Origin of the sequence: Clostridium sp. HGF2 (assembly GCF_964240115.1) — a bacterium.
Lineage (GTDB): Bacteria > Bacillota_I > Bacilli_A > Erysipelotrichales > Erysipelotrichaceae > Clostridium_AQ > Clostridium_AQ innocuum.
Genome location: NZ_CAXSSO010000016.1, coordinates 33997 through 52638 on the forward strand (window position 1 = coordinate 33997; position 18642 = coordinate 52638).

An 18642-nucleotide genomic window follows, 5' to 3' on the forward strand; every position below is an offset into this window, starting at 1 on the left:
ATTGTCTGTCATTCCTGTCCACCACGATCTGCATAACCGTACAAAAAATGAACGCATAAAAGCATATTCGAAAAACAAGCAGGATGATAAATATACAGAAAAAAGATCAGGTACATGATAAAGACGAACCTGATCCTCCTGATTATTCTATTTTCAAAGCATAAAAACCATAGAAACAGGCCATACCCTCCGCTATTTATTACATGGACAGTAAAATGCTTGTGACATAAGAGCCGAGTATCGCCACACTCGCCAACAGAACCAGGGCGCGATGCTTCTTTCCATATATAACCACCAGTGTACAGACCATGGAAAACGCACCAAAGCCGAGCAGATTCATTACCTGCGGTTCATTGACATAAATGCTTCCCTGCGTAAAGAGAACATCCGCAAAGCAGAGTATGATAAAATTGAACAGGTTACTGCCGACGATATTACCGAAGGATGCGTTGAAATTTCCAATCCGTACCAGATTGACAGAAGCACTCAGCTCCGGCAGTGAGGTAGCCACTCCCAGGAAGATCGCCCCGGCAACCGTAGCCCCCAGCTGCAGCTCCTCCGCAAGGCGGTCCGTTACCGTTGTCAGCAGGATACTTACGATAACAAGTCCCACACTGTAACAGATAAACCGAACAGCAATCTGCCTTACACTCAGCGAGATGTACACTTCCTCCTCCACATCACCGCTGTCATCATTCCCCATGAATTTCACATTTACCGCATACACAAGCAGAATGAGAATGGACATCAGGTTGACCTTCAGAAAACTGAACCCAACCTCCTTCGGCATCATGATGGCCGCAAATACCAGGGCATACATGACCAGACCGAACCACAGCGTCTTGCTGTGTGATTTTGACAGTGTGGCTCTTTGATAACGGCGGGATGTAAACAGCATCAGTCCTCCAATGACACAGAGATTGAAGATATTGCTTCCCAGCACATTTCCCTGTACCAGATCCGGCTGATCCAGTGCCAGAACGGCAGTCAGAGATGTAAATAATTCAGGCAGAGAGGTCACAGCCGCAAGCATGACACCTCCAATAAACGCACCGGACAGATTTGTTTTCTTATCCAGGCAATCAACGTAATACGACAGACGTACAGACAAAAACACCACCAGTGCCGCCAATACGATATATTCAAGATACAGCATACCATTTTCCTTTCCTTTTCCAGCAGCCTCCCTCGCAGAAAGCAGCTGCTCTTTTTCTATTTATTCTATAGCTTCCCCCGACACCGCTTTGACAAACCGGCGCATGCATTCTTCAATCAGTGAACGCGGTGCAGCCATATTGATACGCTCAAAGCCCTTTCCCTGCGCACCGAACAGATAGCCTTCATCCAAAATCAGAGACTGCTGTCGCATCCGCTTCTCGAGCTGCCTCTCGTCAGGACAGTACGCACGGACATCCACCCACAACAGATAGGTTCCCTCACAGGGGGAAACAACAGCCTGCGGCAGCTCTTTTACCAGATAGTCACATGCATAGCGAATATTCTGATCGATATAGGAATTCACCTGATTCAACCAGTCTTCACTTTCATTATATGCCGCCTTCGTTGCCGCTAATGCAAAGGAATTGCAGCTGTTCAAAGACAGTCGGTTTCCGACAAACTCCTTCCAGCGCTGCTGATATTCCGGCTTTGTGATGATGATATTGCTGTTTTGCAGACCTGCCAGATTAAAGCTTTTGCTGGGCGCTGTACAGACGATGATTTCATCCTTATATTCCGGAACCAGCGTATGCAGCGGGATATGATGAATCCCCTCCCGTATCAGATCACAGTGAATTTCATCACTGATGATCCATTTTCCATAGGTATGCGCAAGATCAGCCACCTGCTGCAGCTCTTCTTTTGACCATACCCGGCCTACCGGATTATGCGGAGAACACAAAATCATTCCCTTTACCTCATCCGCAGCCAGCTTTTCCTCTAAATCCGCAAAGTCAATCGTGTAGACTCCATCCGTATTGCACAGGGGACTTTCCACAACACAGCGCCTGGTTGCCAGAATCTTATTGCGAAACGGATAATATACCGGCGGCTGAATCAGTATGCTGTCACCCTCCTCACTCAGAATTTCCAAAAGATAGGCGATAGCTGGAACGACTCCCCCTGCATAAAAGATGGAATCTGCCGCAATCGTCCATTGAAAGCGACGCTGAAACCATCCAGTTACACTGTTTCTGTATGCATCATCAAAGCCGCAGGAGTATCCGTAAATCTGTTCCTCCACACGACGGTGCAGGGCCTCCTGTATCTCTGTGCTGCAGGGAAAATCCATGTCCGCCACCCATAGAGACAGCACCGTCTGTTCATCACTGCAGGCAAAGGGCTTATCCCATTTGATACATCCGGTTCCCGTTCTCGACAGAACCGTATCAAAATCATATTTCATATGTACCTCCCAAACAAGATCAATCATGTACTCTCATACTGCATTATTATATCGTGTTTAAAAGCCCTTGAACAGAGAAAATACTGTGGATTTTCCCACTTTTTCGAAGCTGTGTCTGCAATGCTGTGCAAACAATCGCATACTGAAGGATGTTTTGAAGTTTTATAATTGCATGATGCCTTCATCGTACCCTCTTCTTCATATACAGCAATGCAGGACAATCGCATAATGTGCTAAGCTTTTTGCCTGTGTATACTGCTTGTACGAGCCATGGTCCAATAACCTACCGTGCCTTCCATGTGATACGCAACCGTATATGCCCGATAGTGCATACGGGCATAGTCACCGCTTCAGACATAGCTGCTGTACATATTATATACAGGCAGGTCGCAAAATAAAAAAAGATTCCCATTTCGCTGAATGAAAAGCGCAGATGGAAATCTCCTTGATACCTGTATGGTTGAAAAGCAAGCAACTATTTAGTAACGGAATTCTTCACGGAACAGTTCATCAATGGATTTTCCTGTTTCCTGACGCACATCCTCTACTTCACTGTTCAAGACAATCTGTCCGTTTTTGATGAAGACAACTGTACTGAAGATACGTTCGATATCCGCAATCAGATGCGTTGCGATAAGAATCGTCTGCTCCGGAGAATAATTTTCCAGAATTGTATCCAGAATCACTTCCCTTGCGGCTGGATCGACACCGCCAATCGGCTCATCCAGTACGATGATCTTTGCCTTGCGACTCATTACCAGAGCCAGCTGAAACTTTTCCTTTGTCCCCTTAGACATCGTCTTGATGCGCATTCCATCATCAATTTGAAAACGCCGCATAATCGTCAGGCATTTATCCAGATCAAAATCCGCATACATATCGACAAAAATAGCCAGTGCATCCTTCACCTTCATCCAGTCTGAGAAATACGGCTCATCCGGCAGATAGGACACCATCGCCTTCGTCTCTGCCCCGATGCATGTTCCATCGATTTTTACGACACCGTCATAATCCTTCAGCAGTCCGGTCATAACCTTTAAAAGCGTTGTCTTTCCACTTCCGTTAGGACCGAGCAGACCGATGATCTGCCCTCCCTCAAAAACCATATCCACATTATGCAGGGCCTGCTTTTTCCCATAGGCTTTGCTAAGCCCGCTTATTTCAATCAGCTTTTCCATTGTGCAACCTCTCTTCCACTGTGGCGATGATGGCTTCATCATCACATCCGTATTGACGGATTTCTTCAATAAACATGTCTGTTTTTCTACAGATTACATCTTCCTTTAGTTTCCGTATCATTTCTGTATCGTTGCAGATAAATCTGCCACTCGTGCGTTCACTCGCCACTAGACCGCTGCGCTCCAGTTCACTCAGCGCACGCTGTACCGTATTCGGATTGACACCAAATTCCACAGCCAGTTCACGGACAGAAGGAATTTTCTGAGAAGGCTGATATACATCTGTAACGATCCATCGCTTTATTTCATCCATAATCTGCAGATAGATCGGCATCTTGGAATCAAAATTCATGCAGGTTCACTTCCTTCCTAATACTCTCCGTTTTTCATTCGTTTCACTGTTTGCAGCACTGCTATGATGATAATTCCCAGCAGCAGTGCTCCTACGATATAGATTGGCCATCCGATTCTGAAATAATCCAGCAGCAGATATCCGGTAAATACATACCAGAACGAGAATAGCAGAATAATCAGTATGATCAGTGCTCTCTCCTTCAGGTCATTCATCATTCTATTTCCAGTTTATGATCCAGGATATATTTGCTTCCGAAGAAGAACAGGCTGAGAAGCAGCAGGGATTTCACAATCATAATGCCCACACCTGCCATGAACTGGTATTCCACCTGCATTCCCATAAACATCCCCATGATCGTGCCGGCAAAATCATCGGAGGCAAGATGAAACGGAGCAAGCAATATCCGATCAAACACAAAGCTGAGTATCCAGGATATCAGAATATAAAGCAGAATGGCAACTGCCGTGCGATATCGCGGTACATAGGTGGTATGCGTTATATTCATAACCAGATAGACCAAGGCCACGGATTCTGCCGTACCGACAATCATATAGAACAGATACAGCAGGGAATCCACTGCAATCACGGTGCTGAAGAATTGCTGCAGCGTCTCTGTAATAGCTGAAAAATCAAAGCCGCTGACACGCAGACCGATAATCAGCATCGACAGAAACAGGACAAACACGGAAACAATGATCCAGAACACCGCACTCAGAATTTTTGTCAACAGCAGCTGTGTGCTTGTGACAGGCAGGGTATGCGTCAGATACGAATTCCTGGAGAACATCGAATTGCTGTAATTCTTAATAATGACGACAACACACATGATGAACATAACCACACTCATGATAATATAGACAATTGCTGCAATGTTGGTTATCATTCCCTCATTCCTAGGATTCATCAGAAGTGCCGCCACCATGACGATGGCATATAAAACAAGAAAGCTTCGATATGAGCATTTCAGCTCATGCTTGCATAATTTCCAGAACATATAATTCCTCCCTCGTAAATGGTTTGTGTATCACTGTATTAACCATCTAATACAATAGTACAGTATCGAGAAAGAATTGTCAAGCAATACATAGAAATATTTATCGAAATTAAGGTCGCCAGCAATCACTTCCCATATAAATAAGTCCTATCCTGCTGTATGCTTCTTTCATCATGGCTATTTATAGGACAACCGATTCAGGGCAGTCAGACAGGGATACACATTTGGATAATCTGCTAATAGAAAAGATCAGGTGCATTATTTTCTACAAGCCCGTACACTTGATTCTTTTCCCTCTGCTAATACTGCAGCTTACCGTTCTCGATCCGGATAGCTCTGAACGATTCCTATTTTTTATAAAAGGCGAACGGACAGGTGAATCCCCCTGCAAACGAAAAAAGTCATCCTTTCGGATGACTGCCGCTTCCTTTGCCTAGGTATCTCTTTCTATTTGAAATAACAGCGGCGATAGTAATATCATAGCACATTATCACACAGATGTCACATATATCAGGAAAAAACCTGATTTTTTTAAGAATAATCTGCTGTTATCCGTGCTTAATGAATGAGAACAGCAGTAAATGATGAAACTGCTTCATTGCTGCATGACAACTACATTTTTCTTAACCCTGATTCTCATGCAAATTCACACATTTTTCTCATTGCAACAGAAACAGGAGTTGCCTTTATCTTCTGATGATCGCATGAACTGGACAAACCTCTGCGCACAGACCGCAATGCAGGCAATTGTTCTGCCGGATATGGCAGGGTTCCCCACACACAATGCACTGCTGCGGACAATGGCGAATACAGCTTCCGCATTGGATACAGCTCTCCTGTATCATAAACCCCTTTTTCGGCATCGATGCTTCTCCGATTGTAAAATATCGGCGTTCGATCGGCTGTCTTCCAAGATCAAAGAATTCAAGCTGTGCATCACAAACCACAAAGGCATCCAGTATGCTGAACGAATTACCGGGATAGACGTCCTTCATAGACGGGTTTTCATCAAAAATATGAATCCAATACTCCTGCTGTGACAGACGAATCGAGCGCCCCTGCAGGCGCACCATCTGATACGCGCTGTTCATTCCGGTAATCGCGATTTGCGGATGCTGAAGCAGCTGCCTGTGAAAATCCTTCCCTCTTGAAGTACAGAAATACAGCTTTTCATCCTCTACAAGCATAACATCAATGATTCTGACCTGCGGATTCCCCTGTTCATCAACGCTCGCAAAGGAAACATCCTTTATCTCACGCAGAATTTGCAAACAATCTCCAGCCTGCATATGCATTCCTCCTATCTTCAAACCGGACACACCGTTACCGCTTCTTGTGCGCAAAGAGGAAACAACTGCAACAGCAGCTTTTCATATTCCTTTTGCGGCATTGGCTTATAGTAAACATAGCCCTGAATATAATCACAGCGCATATGCTTTAGAATTTCAATCTGTTCCCTGGTTTCAATCCCCTCTGCCACTGTTTTCACACCAAACTGCCGTACAAGCTGAATGATGCTTTCAACCAGCAGCCGATCCTTTTCCTCTGTCTCCAGATTATGGAAAAACAGCGCATCAATTTTCAATACATCCACATTCAGATTTTTAAACATTCCCAGAGAAGAATAGCCCTTCCCGAAATCATCAATGGAGCATGCAAAGCCACAGGAATGCAGCTGATCCACAATGGAGGTCAGCCTCTCCCAGTTGTCAAACATGACGGATTCTGTAAATTCAATTTCCAGTAGGCCGTCGGGAATGGCATAGCTCTTTTTTATGCCTGCATAGGTCTCTACAAAATCCATATTGCAGAACTGCAGACGTGAAACATTGATAGATACAGGAAGCATCGGCTTACCCTCATCCAGAAGCTTTCGCAACCACACACAAACGGATTCGAATACATATTGATCCAGCTGAGGGATGGTACGATTTTTTTCAAAGACAGGGATAAACTGATCCGGCATCAGCAACGTGCCCTTTTGCGTACGCCAGCGCACCAGTGCTTCCGAGCCTGCAATCTCTGCGGTTCGCATACAAACCTTCGGCTGGTAAAACACTTCAAACTGGCGGCTACTCAAAGCTTCCTCCATACCGCTTTCTATCGACTTTTCTTCCAGTAAATGCTGCCGGATGCTTTCATCATAAAAGCAGTAATTGTTTAATTCATGTCCGTTTTTCACCATTTTTCTCGCAAAATTGGCACGGTTCAGCAATTCATTCAGATTCAGCTTTTCATCGACATCCTCCAGACAGCAGATACCGCAGCAAATACTGAGCGCCTGTCTGTCAAGATGAGAGCGCATATAGTCACGAATAGCAGAATCCACGGCAGACTGCCGTTTTGTCAGCTCAGCTCTGCTGTTATAATGACGGAAAATGATAAAATTATCCGCATTGATGCGTCCTACCAGCTCATCATGCTCCTTATCCTTTATCAGCAGCGCCGCATAGTGCTTCAACAGATTGTCTCCGTTCGCATAACCGAAAACATCATTGATATATTTGAAATCCGAAAAATCCACATAGAACAGTGCGTATTTAAAATTCGTATTGCTTTTCATAAGCTGTTCTGCGCGTGTGATGAAATATTCAAGTGTATAGGCTTTGGTTAGGGTGTCTCTTCCCGCCGTATCCTTCAGCTGTCTGTTTGTGGTTTCCAAACGGAGTATTTTACGAATATTTGTTATGAAAATAAAAACCCATAAAGCGAGCACACTCAAAAACATGATAATATCCAGCAGCATCAGGCGCTTTGCATGCTGCTCGGTAAAGGATTCTGCAGCGAAGACCATATCATTGGTTGTCTGAAAGAAATCCTCACTGTCCTGTAGCAGCTGATGCTTCACGTTTTGATCATTCCTGCTTGTTCTGACAGCATAGATTTGCTGTTTCAGCTGTTCCCACGCTTCCTTTGTTTGATGCAGCTCGTCAAGATAGTCAGCATCGTCCGGCAAAGGCAGGTCATAAGCACCGCGTCCGGTACAAAGGCTGTTCACAATATCATCAATATACACTATTAAGTCATCCCCATGAATATCATTAAGCTCCATTTTCACGAGTTTCTGAGAAGCTCCGCGCACGATTCCGGTATAATTGATCAGGCGTCCATGTCGCTGGACACGATATATGGAATTGATGGTGACTCCGCCAAGTAGTATAAGACATAAAAAAATTCCGAGCAGAGAAAACAACCAGCCTTTTTTCATAAGGTACCTTCTTTCATGTAGTTCAACAGCTGCAGGAATGAAGGTAGAGCTATGCCGCTGCTTCGTATCATGACAGAATACATCATAATCGAAACGGGCTGATTGCAAACCTGCATATGTAATTTATAACACCATTATATACGCTTTCTGTGTGTTAATCAATGTAAGAGCTACCATTCTATTGCAATTCGGAAAGGGACTGTGTAAGAAAAGTGTACACCTTTCACATATGGAACGTTTTTCATGGTCGCTGTCTATGGTAATTTTACCGCACAGCTTCTCACGCAGGCTACAACCTCCTCTGTTACCCATATATCGTTAAGCTATCGCGTGTGAAACGCCTCGCCCCGCAATATTTGCCCATCATGAGGAATCCCCTGTCGAAAACCGGAAGGTGAACGGATAACATCCCAGCTCCTCCGCCGCTGAATAAGAGCAGCCTATTCGAATCAAGGCACCTTCCCCGCAGAGCATAGAAAAAACCACTCATTTCTGAGTGGTTACATTTCGTCAAATGGTGGTCCCGGTCGGAATCGAACCAACGACACATGGATTTTCAGTCCATTGCTCTACCGACTGAGCTACGGGACCATTTGGTTGCGGGGGAAGGATTTGAACCAACGACCTCCGGGTTATGAGCCCGACGAGCTACCAGGCTGCTCTACCCCGCGATGTTTAATGAGCTATTCTTTTTTTTGTTGAAGATTTAAATGGCGGAGGAACTGGGATTCGAACCCAGGCGCCAGTTTCCCGACCTACCGGTTTTCAAGACCGGACCCTTCAACCACTTGGGTATTCCTCCAGATGTTCGGTAACATAATGGTGGACCCTGTAGGACTCGAACCTACGACCCACCGGTTATGAGCCGGATGCTCTGACCAACTGAGCTAAGGGTCCAATTAGCAAAATTGGTGGCGGGGGCGAGACTCGAACTCGCGACCTTCCGGGTATGAACCGGATGCTCTAGCCAACTAAGCTACCCAGCCGTGTTTACAATTTTACAATGGTCGGGATGACAGGATTTGAACCTGCGACCCCTTGATCCCAAATCAAGTGCACTACCAAGCTGTGCTACATCCCGAAATAAATGGCGCGCCCAGCAGGAATCGAACCCACAACCTTTTGATCCGTAGTCAAACGCTCTATCCAGTTGAGCTATGGGCGCATCGTTTTTCGTTTTCTATCATCACGCTGTTCTCATCAGCGCTCATATATAATACAACAGAAAGACCATTTATGCAAGACTTTTTTTGAATTTTTTTCGTTTTTTTTATACAGATGCAAAATAGCCTTATAAATAAAGGACTTGTGCCTTTTTCTCCGATTGCTTTCCCCCCCTTTTGCAGGATTAATCGTGTGTCTCATTATATTCTTTACAAAAAATCAGTATTCTGCGAATCAAAGCAAGCGGCAGTTTTTCATGCAGAGGCAGATGAATTGCTGTTTTAGTACATTTATAGGAAGCAAGCTCCTCCTGAAATTCACGAATAGCATCATCGCCCGGATAGAAGCCGATATAGCCCTTGCACTGCCCCACCTGCACCAGATACCCATGATACAGAAATGTTGGCAATCCCCAGCTGATTTTCTCCTCTGCATCCGGCACCAGCTCTCTGCATATTGAAAGTATGTCATGTATGCGGCCGCGATATTCCTCATCACATCCCTGTACATAGTCCTGTATTGTCCGATACGTAGTCTTTACCATATATTCCTCTCCTTTACATGAACACGTTTCCTTATACCTCTATCTCTATCTCTATCTCTATCTCTATCTCTATCTCTATCTCTATCTCTATCTCTATCTCTATCTCTATCTCTAGTATAGCACAGCATCAAAAAAAAGAGCCGCTAAGTTGCGGACTCTTCAGCTTTTCTTCGATCCTTGGTTGCCTTGATGACCTTCTGACGGGAAAACTCCTCCCGCTCCTTTTCCTCAAGTGCATCCGTTATGAACTTGATATTATGTTCAAAATCCGGAATGACGATATTCTTCAAAGCATTGGCACGCTTCTGCGCCTTACGGATTGCATTCGCAAGACGATAGACACTGTTCTCCACCTCTGCCAGAATCACCGTCATTTCCTTAACCTTATAGAAACAGCGGTAGGCATAATCCAGCTTGGAATTTGCATGATCCAAGCCGTATGTCAGCTTATACTCCTGCTTTTCATATTGAATTTTTGGAATCTCCACACCCATAACACTTCGATAGCTGATTTGAATACCGGTATCCACCGGCACTGCTTCCACCATATCACTGATGACACCTAGGGACATATTCGCCTGCTGTAAGGCATAGTAAGCCTTCTGATAGGTAATGGTAATTTTATCACGCAGAAGCTTTACATCATCCAGCAGCGACATCATTTCGCGCGTCAGGATATTTCGTTTCCGATCCATCAATTCATAGCCCATATGAGCCAGATCGTTTGATTTCTTTGTCGCAATCAGATTTCCTTTGGTTGGAAACACCTGTTTATTAGCCATAATCAGTTACCCTGAGATGCCAGTTCCTTGATGATAGGTCCACTCTTCAGCCCAAAGCGTTTCACCGCACGTTCATGATCGTAGTACACTTCAAGAACCTCGTTATCTACACGATCAAGCTCTGCACGCGGCAGGACACTGAGCAGATCCCAGCCCAGATCCAGCGTTTCCTCAATACTGCGGTTATCATCAAATCCCTGATTCAGGAAATACTCCTCAAATAATGTACCAAAGGACATATACTGCTTGTCGACATCACTCAGCTCATCCTCACCGATAACAGAAGCCAGACTTCTGGCATCCTGCACCTTTGCATAGGCTGCAAACAGCTGGTTGGAAACATCTGAATGATCCTTTCTTGTAAAGCCTTCACCGATGCCATCCTTCATCAGACGTGACAAAGAAGGCAAAACACCAACCGGCGGATATACGCCCATCTGATTCAGATTACGATCCAGTACGATCTGTCCCTCGGTAATATAACCCGTAAGGTCAGGAATCGGGTGGGTGATATCATCATTCGGCATGGTCAGGATTGGAATCTGTGTTACAGATCCTCCCGCTCCCTTGACGATACCTGCTCTTTCATACAGCGAAGCCAAATCAGAATACAGATACCCCGGATATCCTTTACGCCCCGGAATCTCCCCCTTACTGCTGGAGAATTCACGTAGCGCCTCACAATAGGATGTGATATCCGTCAGAATAACCAGTACATGCATATCCTGCTCATATGCCAGATACTCCGCAGCGGTCAAGGCACAACGCGGTGTCAGCGTACGCTCAATAATCGGATCATTGGATAAATTGATAAACATAACAACCTTTTCCATAACCCCAGCTTCCTCAAAGGAACGCTTAAAGTAATCGGCAACGTCATTTTTGACCCCCATTGCCGCAAAGACGATACAGAAATTCTTACCGTCCCCCTCCGATATCTTCGCCTGCTTAACAAGCTGAACAGCAAGCTCATTGTGCGGCATACCGGAGCCGGAGAAAATCGGAAGCTTCTGCCCGCGGATCAAAGTCGTCAGGGCATCGATACTGGAGATACCGGTATTGATATAGTTTCTTGGATACACACGGGAAACCGGATTCAACGGCTGTCCGTTGATATCCGCACTCTTCTCCGCATAGATTTCACCCAGACCGTCGATTGGCTGCCCGCTTCCGTTAAAGGTACGTCCCAGCATTTCACGCGACAGGGCAAGCTCCATCGGCTTTCCCATGAATTTTGTTTTTGTATTTTTTAAAGAGATTCCATTGGTTCCCTCGAATACCTGGATGGCTGCTTTTTTACCCTCCAGCTGAACCACTCTTCCCAGACGTGTCGTTCCATCTCCGCATTTGATTTCCACCATCTCTTCATAGCTGGTGTTTTCCACGTTATCCAGGAAGACAAGAGGTCCGTTAATTTCACTCAATCCTACATATTGAAGACTCATGCACTTTCCTCCTTACGCAACCTGTGAGATGGCCGCATCAATCTGCTTGAAATAATCATCCAGCAGCTCGATATGGTCATTCGGCACATCGTATTTCATTTTGGTAACCTTATCGAAAATACCGGAGGTCACAACCTGACTCATCGGTTTTCCCTGTGCTACCAAATCCTTGCAGCGTTTGTACAGATACAGAATCACATCCATCATCTTCAGCTGCTTCTGTAAAGGTACATACGTATCATCCTTATGGAACGCATTCTGCTGCAGATATCCTACCCGGATGACCTTGCAGATTTCAATGACCAGCTTTTGATCCTCCGGCAGTACATCACTACCGATCAGCTTCACGATTTCCATCAGCTTCGCTTCCTCTGCCAGCAGACTCATGATTTCCTGACGGCTGCGCAGGAAACGCATATCCACATTCTTATTGTACCATTTCGTCAAATCCGTCACATATTCGGAATAGCTTTCCGTCCAGTTAATGGCAAAATAGTGACGTGCATAGGCCAGCTGCTTATCCAGCGCCCAGAAGCAGCGGACAAAACGCTTCGTATTCTGGGTAACCGGCTCAGAGAAATCAGAACCCTGCGGGGATACGGCACCGATGATGGATACCGACCCCACCTGATCATTCAGTGTCTTCATATAACCGGCACGCTCATAGAACTGTGAGATACGGCTTGGCAGATATGCAGGGAAGCCTTCCTCGGCCGGCATTTCCTCCAGACGTCCGCTGATTTCACGAAGCGCCTCCGCCCAGCGTGATGTGGAGTCCGCCATAATGGCAACATGATATCCCATATCACGATAATATTCGGCCAGTGTCAGACCGGTGTAAATACTCGCCTCACGAGCTGCAACCGGCATGTTGGACGTATTGGCAATCAGTACGGTACGATCCGTCAGCGGACGGTTGGATTTCGGGTCGATCAGCTCGGAGAATTCCTCCAGAACCTGCGTCATCTCGTTTCCACGCTCCCCGCAGCCGACATAGACGATGATATCGGCATCACACCACTTCGCCAGCTGATGCTGCGTCATGGTCTTTCCGGTACCAAAGCCGCCCGGAATCGCTGCCGTTCCACCCTTGGCAATCGGGAACAGCGTATCGAAAATACGCTGCCCGGTAATCAACGGCACACTGATCGGCAATCGTTCTGCCACAGGACGAGCCGTCTTGATCGGCCATTTCTGTACCAGCGTCAGCTCATGAAGCTTATCCTTTGCATCCTTCACCTTCAGGATGCATTGGTTGATATTGTATTTTCCGCTCTCTGCCGCTTCCACAACCGTTCCATACAGGGTTGGCGGAATCATACAGCGGTGTTCGATCAGATCCGTTTCCGGAAGCGTCGCAAATATCTGTCCGGGAACAACCTCATCTCCCACAGAAACCTTTACTGTCACATCCCATAAAGCCTCTTCATCCAGCGGTGCCACATCGCTTCCGGTCGCAATGAAGGCTCCGGATTCCTTAGCGATTTCCTTCAACGGACGTTCGATGCCGTCAAAGATATTACGCAGGATACCAGGCCCCAGTGTTACAGAAATCGGACTGCCCGTAGGCTCGACTGGTTCTCCCGGCTTTAACCCTGTTGTGGATTCATACACCTGAATCGTCGTTGCCTCTTTGCTGATGGAAATAACCTCTCCCATCAGACGTTTATGACCGACATATACTTTCTCCAGCATGGAGAAGTCGACTGCATTTTTGACCTTTACGACTGGACCGTTGATGGAATATATAACATTTTCACTCACATTATCACCTCAATCATACGGTTTCGTATGCACTTTATTTTATAAACAATCCGGAGTTCGTATAGAACCAGTCTTTCTGTTCATCAATGCCGGTGTCAAAGGTCTCATCTACAACAATTCCTTTTTCCTCACATTCCATGCGAAATCCTCCAAGCAGAATATCTGCATCGCATTTCCCTTCACAGGGCTTTCCATACGCCTCACAAATATCCTTCAAAACAGCCTGATCTCTGTCTGCGACATAAAACACAACCTGTTCATAGGACAGCTGTGCCAGATCGGCAGCTTTTTTCTTCAAAAGCTCCACATAATCCTTACTGACAGCAAAATCCCTCAGCTGCTGTTTTGCGGCCCTGAATACTGCATCGGTAAGCTCACGGCGTTTTTTCATAAGTCTGCGATTCGTTTCCTCATGCGCCTTGCTTAGACGAATGGCATGCTCACTGGCCATTTCCTTCAACTCCTGTTCTCTGGTAAGTCCAGCCTCACGCTGTGCTTCCAGCTCCAGGTCCTCCATGGATTTTTTACGGATTTCATCAATTTCCTGTTCAATACCGGCAATCTCGATGTCGCTAACTCGTTTTATCTCTTCCTCAAAGTACTGCTCCAATTTAATTTTGTCATCTAGCATAGCAAACACCTCATAGTTTCACACCGATTGCCTCAGATACGTAGCGGTCAATGGTTTCTCCGATTTTGGCGGAGCCATGACGGTCGGGAATCTCGACAATCAGCGGTTTCTTCTGTTTCAGTTTTAATTCAGAAATAACCTCGGGGCAGGTTTCAATCAGCTTTGTCGTCATTAAGACGATGGCCACATCCTCCATATGCATCACACGCTCCAGTTCCTGCAGAACCTCGTGACGCTCATGGACGACCACCCCTTCGATACCTGCCAGACGCATCCCCATCTGGGTATCAATGTTATCACTGAGCAGGTAGAATTTCACGAATGATCACCACCCGTTATTACAGCTTCATGAAGATAATGAAGATAGAGATCAGAAGACCGTAGATAGCAACACCTTCACCCAAAGCAACGAAGATCATGGATTTACCGAAGTTCTTTTCGTTTTCAGAGAATGCCCCGATTGCGGCAGGAGCAGCGGCAGCTACGGCAATACCTGCACCAAGTGCAGACAGCCCGGTCGCAAGTGCAGCGGCGATAAAGCCCAGACCCTGACCGATGGAGCCGGCCATCTTCATTGTGACATCATCAGCACCGGCAGCATACGCCTTTGTAGCGCTGAAGAACACCGTTCCAAGTACGATAGCGAAGAAGAAGCAGACGTGCGTAATCATACGGCGTTTTGCTACTGACACGCTCTTCTTTCCACGGAATACATTCACCAGCGGTAAAGAAATCAGCGCGATCAGAATAAGCGGTAATAAAAGTTCAAACATGTTTAACATGATAGTTCCTCCTTTAATCATTCAGTGATTTAAACACAATTCCGTTCCCCGTGAAATAACGGGAGAACATTTCATAGAATTCCAGACGAAGCACCTGGATTCCGACAATCATACCCTCCAGACACATGACGAAGATGTTCCCGAGGATCATCACGATCCATCCTGCACCTCCGGCCATGTCCATAATCAGCATAACGGCCATCATCATACCGGCATGTGACAAGACGAAGCCGCCGACACGCAGATAGGAGATGGTGTTGGTAATAAAAGACAGGCAGATTTCAAACAGCTCGAAGAAGCTCTCCACAAAGAAGCCTCCAAAGCCGTCCGGAAACATTTCCTTTTTCTCCATTTTCCGCTCCAATGCCTCCTTCAGGAAAATCAGTACCAGCGGTACAAGCAGAAAGACAATGGCAAAGACCGGATTGGTTAGGACGCCGGTTCCGCTAATCAGCTGATAAGCGCCTCCTCCAACCAGAGAAATATAAAAGACAAGTCCGGCGATACCGTTTTGTGAAAAGAACAGCTCACCGTAGTTTTTGTTTTTAATCTGCAGATACAGATTGATACCGATGCTGATTATGATCAGAACAGCCCCCAGCCCCACTGCCATAACAAGCAGAACGGGGATGAAGTTGCTGGTCATAACCTCAACCGGCTTTTCGGAAAGACCGAAAACGGTCTTATACAATGGATTCAGCAGCTCCTCGTTACCGAACACGGATCCGTATACAACCCCAAAGATACTGGAGAAGATACCGATGCGCATACCGATTTCCCCAAGACGCATGCCTTTCCATTTATAGAACAGATATCCGACCAGAATCAGGACGATTCCCTGACCAAGATCGCCGAACATGATACCGAACAGAAGAGAATACGTAAACGCTACAAAGGGCGTCGGATCGATTCCTTCATATTCGGGGGTGCCATACATTTCTACAAACATCGAGAAGGGCCTGGCAAACCACCCATTCTTTAATTTGGTCGGAGGCGAAAGTCGCTTGTCGCTATGGGCAGGCCTGACTTCGATTTCCACCTCCTTCAAATTCGAGAATGATTCCTTCAATTTTGGCACATCTTCTTCAACCACAAAACCTGTAATGGAAAATCTCTCACCAAGGCCCAGTACATATTTTCTGGCTTCAAAGGTGTGGTTTATAAACTCCAGTTCCGCCTTGATGTCAGCGAAATTGTCAATACATTCAGCCTTTAAAGCTTCGATTACTTCATTTACATGCTGCAGCTGCTTGAGATCGCTGTCGATTTCCTCCTGCAGTGATTCCTTTGCCTGAACCGGATTCCCGTGAACAAATTCCGGAATACGGATTCGTTCAAAGTAGAGAGAGGAGAAGATATTGTCCACATCTCCCTCGTATTTCGCGGTTGTGAAATATACACACCAGCTGTATGTGTCATCCGTACTGAATGACTTGAATACAAACGGGCGGTTGCGGTAATACTGCAGCTTTTCGACACTGTCGATCGGCAGTCTTCCGAAGCGGATCTTGATATATTTGCACTCAAACAGATCATCCAGATTCAGATCAATACTTTCTATATTGCGAACCTGTGTCAGCGCATCGCGGTTTTCCTGAATAACAGTTTCCAGCTCGCGGCGGATTGCGGCACCGTTTTCAAAGCGTTCGTGGATACTGTCGATATAGCTGCGGATGCCTTCCAGATCATACGTACTGTTCTTTACATCCTTTCGCGGAAGTGTCATATCCATGTCCTGCAGCACTTCATTGAAATGCGTCAGCACATCGGTAATCGGGTTTTCATCACTCAGTGTGGTAAGCCCGTGTACACTGTCCACAAACTTGCTGGCAGGTTCCGGATGAAAGTAATCCAGTTCCACGAATTTCAAAAGTACATCATTGAGATATTCATTATCCGCAAGGATGTTGACCAGTTTCATTTTTGAAATTGCCATGAACATTCTCCTTTCTAGTAAATCAGCATGCGCTGCATATCCTCAATGGATACGTGATAACGCACACCTTCAATAATATTGATGATATTTTCCAGCTCGCGCTCTGCGGTATACAGATAGCTGGAATATACCAGCGGGGCATCGAGAGAATAGTAAATATTCTTCTTCGCCAATGCATACAGAAAGGAATCGGTATAATATTCAATATATACATAATCCTTCTCCGTATCCTCAATCCCCAGACGATACGTGCTGCTTTGCAGCAGCTTGATAAATGCACGCGCATTGGGCTGCGCAATCAGCTCTTCCACAAAGGCGGCGGACAGATGCTCATGCACCGGTACCAGGGATTCACGTATGACATCCTCACGGGCATTGAAGTATTTTTTGTAGCGGTAGATCTTCTCAATGTTGCTAAGCTCGATCTGTGTTGCAAAATACTGCTTGACTGCTTTTCTGCTTTTCCCCTTCAGTGTCTTGTCAATCACCTGAAAGGTATGGGTGTAATGCTGCACCTGCAGCTGTGTTTCGATTTTTGTATAATCAATATCATTTTCCTCCCCCTTTTTCACACGGTAAGGAAGAAGTATTGCATAATACATCGTATGTTTCAAAACATCCAGCAGCTCATCGTAGCTGTGAACATTTCCCAGCCGCAGCAGATCAAAGCTGGTGTACGGCTTTAGAAAGATAGGAAATTCCGCAATAGCAGCTTCATACTCCTGAGAAATCAGTACCCGGATTCGAGAAAGAATCAAATCAATTTCAATCTGCTGCATATGCAGCCGGTAATACGGCTTCATGGCCGCATCCGCATAACGGTACAATTTCATGGTTTTCTTGAAAATTTCCTGTCGCAGGATACTTTCCAGCTGACCGCGGTGAATATTGTTCTCACGCACATCCTTCAGGGCAGCGGCATAGGAGGTCTCATGCTTCAGGTAACCGGCGATTTCCGCCACGCTTTTCTTATGCAGCAGCTCCTGATACATTTCTTCACTCAGCGCTTCCCCATGCATGCTTCTGGCCTTCGCCACAATAACACCTTCTGCCATACTCATATACACATCACCTCCCAACGTGTACAGGCGAACACACGGCTACATCGCCAGCGTTCGTTTTACAATCTGTGAAACCCACTCCTCCTTATGCTCCTCATATTTCTGCTGGAGAGCATGGAGCGATTCCTCATAGACTGCTTCTTCCTGCTGCATAGCACTCTGTAAATCCGCGTCCATCTGTTCGCGCTGCTTCGCTATGCAGTCTTCTGTTTCCTTTCGATACTTTTCTCTGATTTCCATACTCTGGTCCTGTATCAGATTCTGGATATTGTGGCGTTCCTGCTGTTTCTGCTCGACACGCGCTCTTGCCTGCTTGTCGGCATCTACAATATTACGAATGATTTCTTCCAAAAAACGACACCTCCTTTATCCTTATTATACCACCGATTCGTTT

18 protein-coding genes and 7 tRNA genes are annotated in these 18642 nt (G+C 45.9%); all 25 read right to left on the reverse strand.

Features of this window, described 5'->3' with window-relative positions; genetic code table 11:
• Positions 1 to 199: 199 nt before the first annotated feature.
• On the reverse strand, positions 200 to 1156 hold the full coding sequence (locus ACESPQ_RS19430) for a sodium:calcium antiporter (protein WP_002609988.1): 957 nt from the start codon (positions 1154 to 1156) through the stop codon (positions 200 to 202).
• A gap of 60 nt (positions 1157 to 1216) precedes the next feature.
• On the reverse strand, positions 1217 to 2404 hold the full coding sequence (locus tag ACESPQ_RS19435; RefSeq protein WP_002609986.1) for a MalY/PatB family protein: 1188 nt from the start codon (positions 2402 to 2404) through the stop codon (positions 1217 to 1219).
• Between the two features lie 479 nt (positions 2405 to 2883).
• Positions 2884 to 3582, reverse strand: coding sequence for an ABC transporter ATP-binding protein (locus ACESPQ_RS19440; protein WP_008817692.1), 699 nt, complete (start codon positions 3580 to 3582; stop codon positions 2884 to 2886).
• The gene (locus ACESPQ_RS19445) at positions 3566 to 3934 is read right to left on the reverse strand and encodes a GntR family transcriptional regulator (protein ID WP_002609983.1); all 369 of its coding nucleotides are present in this window, start codon (positions 3932 to 3934) and stop codon (positions 3566 to 3568) included. Before ACESPQ_RS19445 ends, ACESPQ_RS19440 begins: the two co-directional genes overlap by 17 nt.
• Positions 3935 to 3951: 17 nt before the next feature.
• On the reverse strand, positions 3952 to 4149 hold the full coding sequence (locus ACESPQ_RS19450; RefSeq protein ID WP_002609981.1) for a hypothetical protein: 198 nt from the start codon (positions 4147 to 4149) through the stop codon (positions 3952 to 3954).
• Positions 4149 to 4931, reverse strand: coding sequence for a hypothetical protein (locus ACESPQ_RS19455; protein ID WP_002609979.1), 783 nt, complete (start codon positions 4929 to 4931; stop codon positions 4149 to 4151). Before ACESPQ_RS19455 ends, ACESPQ_RS19450 begins: the two co-directional genes overlap by 1 nt.
• 686 nt (positions 4932 to 5617) lie before the next feature.
• Positions 5618 to 6220, reverse strand: coding sequence for a 4Fe-4S binding protein (locus tag ACESPQ_RS19460; RefSeq protein WP_373144784.1), 603 nt, complete (start codon positions 6218 to 6220; stop codon positions 5618 to 5620).
• 17 nt (positions 6221 to 6237) lie between these two features.
• Positions 6238 to 8139: a putative bifunctional diguanylate cyclase/phosphodiesterase gene (locus ACESPQ_RS19465; RefSeq protein WP_373144786.1), complete on the reverse strand. Its 1902-nt coding sequence runs from the start codon at positions 8137 to 8139 to the stop codon at positions 6238 to 6240.
• Positions 8140 to 8654: 515 nt separating this feature from the next.
• A tRNA-Phe gene (locus ACESPQ_RS19470) sits at positions 8655 to 8730 on the reverse strand.
• A gap of 3 nt (positions 8731 to 8733) precedes the next feature.
• Positions 8734 to 8810: transfer RNA gene (locus ACESPQ_RS19475), tRNA-Met, on the reverse strand.
• Positions 8811 to 8850: 40 nt separating this feature from the next.
• Positions 8851 to 8941 (reverse strand) — tRNA-Ser (locus ACESPQ_RS19480).
• 18 nt (positions 8942 to 8959) lie between these two features.
• Positions 8960 to 9036 (reverse strand) — tRNA-Ile (locus ACESPQ_RS19485).
• 12 nt (positions 9037 to 9048) lie between these two features.
• Positions 9049 to 9125: transfer RNA gene (locus ACESPQ_RS19490), tRNA-Met, on the reverse strand.
• Between the two features lie 18 nt (positions 9126 to 9143).
• Positions 9144 to 9220 (reverse strand) — tRNA-Pro (locus ACESPQ_RS19495).
• 7 nt (positions 9221 to 9227) lie between these two features.
• Positions 9228 to 9304 (reverse strand) — tRNA-Arg (locus ACESPQ_RS19500).
• Between the two features lie 183 nt (positions 9305 to 9487).
• Positions 9488 to 9847, reverse strand: a complete 360-nt coding sequence (locus tag ACESPQ_RS19505) for an iron chaperone (RefSeq protein WP_257334890.1) — start codon at positions 9845 to 9847, stop codon at positions 9488 to 9490.
• 143 nt (positions 9848 to 9990) lie between these two features.
• The gene (locus tag ACESPQ_RS19510; protein ID WP_002609968.1) at positions 9991 to 10629 is read right to left on the reverse strand and encodes a V-type ATP synthase subunit D; all 639 of its coding nucleotides are present in this window, start codon (positions 10627 to 10629) and stop codon (positions 9991 to 9993) included.
• Between the two features lie 2 nt (positions 10630 to 10631).
• Positions 10632 to 12074: a V-type ATP synthase subunit B gene (locus ACESPQ_RS19515; RefSeq protein ID WP_118002867.1), complete on the reverse strand. Its 1443-nt coding sequence runs from the start codon at positions 12072 to 12074 to the stop codon at positions 10632 to 10634.
• 12 nt (positions 12075 to 12086) lie between these two features.
• Positions 12087 to 13838, reverse strand: a complete 1752-nt coding sequence (locus ACESPQ_RS19520; protein ID WP_002609964.1) for a V-type ATP synthase subunit A — start codon at positions 13836 to 13838, stop codon at positions 12087 to 12089.
• Positions 13839 to 13872: 34 nt separating this feature from the next.
• Positions 13873 to 14469: a V-type ATP synthase subunit E gene (locus ACESPQ_RS19525; RefSeq protein ID WP_002609962.1), complete on the reverse strand. Its 597-nt coding sequence runs from the start codon at positions 14467 to 14469 to the stop codon at positions 13873 to 13875.
• Positions 14470 to 14479: 10 nt separating this feature from the next.
• A complete protein-coding gene (locus ACESPQ_RS19530) occupies positions 14480 to 14788 on the reverse strand; it encodes a V-type ATP synthase subunit F (RefSeq protein ID WP_002609961.1) in 309 nt (102 codons plus the stop codon).
• A 19-nt stretch (positions 14789 to 14807) separates the two neighbouring features.
• On the reverse strand, positions 14808 to 15251 hold the full coding sequence (locus ACESPQ_RS19535) for an ATP synthase subunit C (RefSeq protein ID WP_002609959.1): 444 nt from the start codon (positions 15249 to 15251) through the stop codon (positions 14808 to 14810).
• 13 nt (positions 15252 to 15264) lie between these two features.
• Complete coding sequence (locus ACESPQ_RS19540; RefSeq protein WP_109771513.1) at positions 15265 to 17187, reverse strand: V-type ATP synthase subunit I; 1923 nt, start codon at positions 17185 to 17187, stop codon at positions 15265 to 15267.
• 14 nt (positions 17188 to 17201) lie between these two features.
• Complete coding sequence (locus tag ACESPQ_RS19545) at positions 17202 to 18248, reverse strand: V-type ATPase subunit (RefSeq protein WP_373144791.1); 1047 nt, start codon at positions 18246 to 18248, stop codon at positions 17202 to 17204.
• Between the two features lie 39 nt (positions 18249 to 18287).
• Positions 18288 to 18599 (reverse strand): stress protein, encoded by a 312-nt coding sequence (locus ACESPQ_RS19550; protein ID WP_109771514.1) that lies wholly within the window; start codon positions 18597 to 18599, stop codon positions 18288 to 18290.
• Positions 18600 to 18642 lie beyond the last annotated feature (43 nt).

Coding starts and splice junctions, on each gene's coding strand:
- ACESPQ_RS19430 (WP_002609988.1), bottom strand. CDS start 1,156: ATGCTGTATCTTGAATATATCGTATTGGCGGCACTGGTGGTGTTTTTG.
- ACESPQ_RS19465 (WP_373144786.1), bottom strand. CDS start 8,139: ATGAAAAAAGGCTGGTTGTTTTCTCTGCTCGGAATTTTTTTATGTCTT.
- ACESPQ_RS19535 (WP_002609959.1), bottom strand. CDS start 15,251: ATGTTAAACATGTTTGAACTTTTATTACCGCTTATTCTGATCGCGCTG.
- ACESPQ_RS19515 (WP_118002867.1), bottom strand. CDS start 12,074: ATGAGTCTTCAATATGTAGGATTGAGTGAAATTAACGGACCTCTTGTC.
- ACESPQ_RS19505 (WP_257334890.1), bottom strand. CDS start 9,847: ATGGTAAAGACTACGTATCGGACAATACAGGACTATGTACAGGGATGT.
- ACESPQ_RS19450 (WP_002609981.1), bottom strand. CDS start 4,149: ATGAATGACCTGAAGGAGAGAGCACTGATCATACTGATTATTCTGCTA.
- ACESPQ_RS19445 (WP_002609983.1), bottom strand. CDS start 3,934: ATGAATTTTGATTCCAAGATGCCGATCTATCTGCAGATTATGGATGAA.
- ACESPQ_RS19435 (WP_002609986.1), bottom strand. CDS start 2,404: ATGAAATATGATTTTGATACGGTTCTGTCGAGAACGGGAACCGGATGT.
- ACESPQ_RS19510 (WP_002609968.1), bottom strand. CDS start 10,629: ATGGCTAATAAACAGGTGTTTCCAACCAAAGGAAATCTGATTGCGACA.
- ACESPQ_RS19540 (WP_109771513.1), bottom strand. CDS start 17,187: ATGGCAATTTCAAAAATGAAACTGGTCAACATCCTTGCGGATAATGAA.
- ACESPQ_RS19455 (WP_002609979.1), bottom strand. CDS start 4,931: ATGTTCTGGAAATTATGCAAGCATGAGCTGAAATGCTCATATCGAAGC.
- ACESPQ_RS19525 (WP_002609962.1), bottom strand. CDS start 14,469: ATGCTAGATGACAAAATTAAATTGGAGCAGTACTTTGAGGAAGAGATA.
- ACESPQ_RS19545 (WP_373144791.1), bottom strand. CDS start 18,248: ATGAGTATGGCAGAAGGTGTTATTGTGGCGAAGGCCAGAAGCATGCAT.
- ACESPQ_RS19460 (WP_373144784.1), bottom strand. CDS start 6,220: ATGCAGGCTGGAGATTGTTTGCAAATTCTGCGTGAGATAAAGGATGTT.
- ACESPQ_RS19440 (WP_008817692.1), bottom strand. CDS start 3,582: ATGGAAAAGCTGATTGAAATAAGCGGGCTTAGCAAAGCCTATGGGAAA.